At 67.0% G+C, this 3550-nt stretch carries 4 protein-coding genes; all 4 read left to right on the top strand.

Annotated features, from left to right (window positions below; translation table 11 throughout):
• On the top strand, positions 1–224 hold a 224-nt coding region (locus tag AC1DXV_RS32760), incomplete at its 5' end, for a hypothetical protein (RefSeq protein ID WP_477937665.1).
• A gap of 478 nt (positions 225–702) precedes the next feature.
• Positions 703–1155 (top strand): cache domain-containing protein, encoded by a 453-nt coding sequence (locus AC1DXV_RS32765; RefSeq protein ID WP_477873923.1) that lies wholly within the window; start codon positions 703–705, stop codon positions 1153–1155.
• A gap of 35 nt (positions 1156–1190) precedes the next feature.
• The gene (locus AC1DXV_RS32770) at positions 1191–2738 is read left to right on the top strand and encodes a methyl-accepting chemotaxis protein (protein WP_477937667.1); all 1548 of its coding nucleotides are present in this window, start codon (positions 1191–1193) and stop codon (positions 2736–2738) included.
• The coding region (locus AC1DXV_RS32775) for an MCP four helix bundle domain-containing protein (protein WP_477937669.1) at positions 2735–3550 on the top strand (816 nt) is incomplete at its 3' end. The genes AC1DXV_RS32770 and AC1DXV_RS32775, both read left to right, overlap by 4 nt.

A 3550-nucleotide genomic window follows, 5' to 3' on the forward strand; every position in this document is an offset into this window, starting at 1 on the left:
GATTTGTTCACTGCGTGAGGCTGCTGCCGGGTCTCGCCCCGGCGGGCGAGTCACTTTCATTTGAAGCCCAAATGAAAGTAACCAAAGCAAAGGGCYTCAATACAACACCATACGGTTCGTTCAGTCTSGCTGCGGACAACACTGCCGCTTCGGCTGCACATCACCGTTCATTGGGATTGTTGGCCGTTCTTCTCCACCCAACTCGCTGCGCATCGCCCGAATGACACGGCGGCGGCGGCCGGCGCAAGACGATGCGACGCGAAGCGAGCCAGTCGAGTGGAGCGGGAGAACAACAATCCCAATGAACGGTGATGTGCAGCCGAAGCGGCAGTGTTGTCCGCAGCCAGACTGAACGAACCGTATGGTTTTCAGGCGCCTTTGCTTTGGTTACTTTCATTTGGCAAGACAAATGAAAGTGACTCGCCCGCCGGGGCGAGACCCGGCAGCAGCCTCACGCAGTGAGAAAGCCCCCCCGCAGGGGAAACAAGAGCCCTCGCGCAGCGAGTCCCCCATCGGGAAGAGATGCACCCGCAAGCCCCCGCTTTTGCGCCGACAGCCAATTTGCGCTGTCTCACAGAATCGGCACAGACCCGGGTACAGCCCGGCCGCCCGCGTGCCGATAACGGCACAGCGCATCCGCCTTGCCGGCGGATGCAATCCTGCCACCGCGCCCGTGAGCGCCCCGACTGCCGAGGATCCCGCATGTCCAAGCACCTGTTCCTGTGCGCGCTGCTGAGCGCTGCCGCCCTCCCCGCCTTCGCGAAGGACGGCAATGCCACCGCCGACGAAGCCACCGCCATGGTCAAGAAAGGCGTCGCCTTCATCAAGGCCAACGGCAACGACAAGGCCTATGCCGAGATCAACAACAAGGCCGGCCAGTTCACCGAGCGCGACCTCTACCTGGTCGTCTACGGGCTCGACGGCGTCGTGCGYGCCCACGGGGCGAACGAAAAAATGATCGGCAAGAACCTGCTCGAGCTGAAGGACGTGGACGGCAAGCCCTTCGTCAAGGAACGCGTCGAACTCGCCCAGTCCAAGGGCACGTTCTGGCAGGACTACAAGTTCACCAACCCGGTCAGCAAGAAGATCGAGCCGAAACGCGCCTACTGCGAGCGGCTGGGCGACGTGGCCGTCTGCGGCGGCATCTACAAGTAAGGCGCCCGCACGCTCTGCATGACGGAAGGCCTGCCATGAAACTCGGACTCAAGCTGCTCGCAGCCCCCGTGCTGACCGCCGTCGTGGTGTTCTCGATGGCCTCGGTGAACACCGCGCTGATGAGCGCCGAAGCGACCAAGAACAGCGAGGACTTCCGCAGCGACCTCGAATCGTTGCGCACCATCACCAGCGTGCAGGACCAGCTCGGCCAGATCCACGCCGGCGTCTACCGCACGGTGGCGCTGATCGCGTCGCTGGACGAACCGAAGATCAAGGCCGCCCGCGAATCGCTGGCCAACCAGCTGAACGGCCTGAAGCGCACGCTCGGCGGGCTCGCCGACGCCGACCGCAGCGATGCGGACCTGGCCGCCGAGATCAAGGTCGCCACCGCGCAGATCGACAAGTACCGCGGCCAGGCCGATTCGGCGATCGACCTGTCGTCGGTCGACCCGAACACCGGCATCGCCGCGATGCAGGGCGCCGACGAGAGCTTCGGCGCCCTCGCCAAGGGCATGGGCGGCATGGTCGCCCGCATGGACCGGCAGTCGTCGGCGTCGATGGACGCCTCCGCCGCCCGCTCGCGCCGCACCAGCCTGCTGCTGGGCGCGCTCGGCCTGCTGGCCGCCGCCGCGACGGTCGGCGTGGCCTGGCTGATGCAGCGCCGCATCGTCGGCGAGCTGAGCCGCGCCGCCCGCGTCGCCGACCAGGTGGCCGGCGGCAACCTGGCGATCGACGCGCGCAGCGACCGCACGGACGAACTCGGCGACCTGATGCACGCGCTCGACCGCATGACGCAACAGCTCAGCCGCTCGCTCGCGACGGTGCTCGAATCGTCGTCGTCGATCGAGAACGCCAGCGCCGAGATCGCGACCGGCAACCAGGACCTGAGCCACCGCACCGAACAGGCGGCGAGCAACCTGCAGCAGACCGCCTCGTCGATGGACCAGCTGACCGGCACCGTCAAGCAGAGCGCCGAGTCGGCCCGCCAGGCCAACCAGCTGGCCTCGTCGGCCGCTGAAGTCGCGGCGCGCGGCGGCTCGGTCGTCGCGCAGGTCGTGACCACGATGGACGAGATCAATGCCAGCTCGAAGAAGATCGCCGACATCATCGGCGTCATCGACGGCATCGCGTTCCAGACCAACATCCTCGCGCTGAACGCCGCCGTCGAAGCGGCACGCGCCGGCGAACAGGGCCGCGGCTTCGCGGTCGTCGCCAGCGAAGTGCGCAGCCTCGCGCAGCGCAGCGCGCAGGCGGCGAAAGAGATCAAGGCGCTGATCGGCGCCTCGGTCGAGAAGGTCGATTCCGGTTCGCGCCTGGTGGCCGACGCCGGCCAGACGATGAACGAGATCGTCGGCTCGGTCCAGCGCGTGACCGACATCATCAGCGAGATCACCGCCGCCGCCGCCGAGCAGAGCGAAGGCATCGGCCAGGTGAACGGATCCGTCACCCAGCTCGACCAGATGACGCAGCAGAACGCGGCACTGGTGGAGGAGTCGGCAGCCGCCGCGGAAAGCCTGAAAGACCAGGCGGCACGGCTGCGCAGCATCGTCAACAACTTCCAGCTCGCCGGAGAGCGCTCATGAACCTCACCCACCTGATGCGTCAATTCACGATCCGCACCCGCATGATCGGCGCGATCGCCATCGTGCTGGCCCTGCTCGCACTGGTCGGCGGCGCCGGCCTGACCGGGCTGCTGCGCATGCAGGCGCAGAGCACCGCCTTCATGACCAGCTCGTTCGCCGACACCAACACGCTGGCCGCGTTGCGCACCGCGCTCGGCGAGATGCGCCTGGCCGAGAAGGAAATGATCGTCAACTACGAGAAGTCCGAGGAAGTCACGCGCTTCAGCGGGCAGTGGACGGCGGCACGCGAGCGGGTGATCACCCAGCTGAAGAAGCTGCAGGACGGTACGCCCGACGACAGCACGGCGCTGGCCAAGCGCATGGAAGCCGAACTCGGCACCTACGCGACCGCGATGGCCCCGGTGATCAAGCAGCTGGAGAACAGCGGCTACGACTCGGCCACGGTGGCGAACCGGGTGATGGGCCGCGCCAAGGAAGCGATCGCTGCCGCCGAGAAATCGGCCGCCGACCTGCAGAAGTCACTGGGCGCCGAAGGCTCGCAGGCCGAGGCCGAGCGCCAGACGATGACGCGCCAGACCGTCGTGCTGTTCGCGGTGGCGCTGGGCATCGCGATCCTGATCGTCGTGCCCGCCACGCTGGTCAACATGCAGAGCATCTGCCGCCCGATGACCGAGGCGCAGACGCTGGCCGCGTCGATCGCGCGCGGCGACCTGACCAACCAGATCACGCTGAGCGGCCGCGACGAATCGACGCAGCTGATGCAGGCCTTGTCGAACATGCAGGAGTCGCTGCGCGCGCTGGTCGGCCAGGTG

It is taken from the genome of Rhizobacter sp. P3_C12, assembly GCF_056402735.1.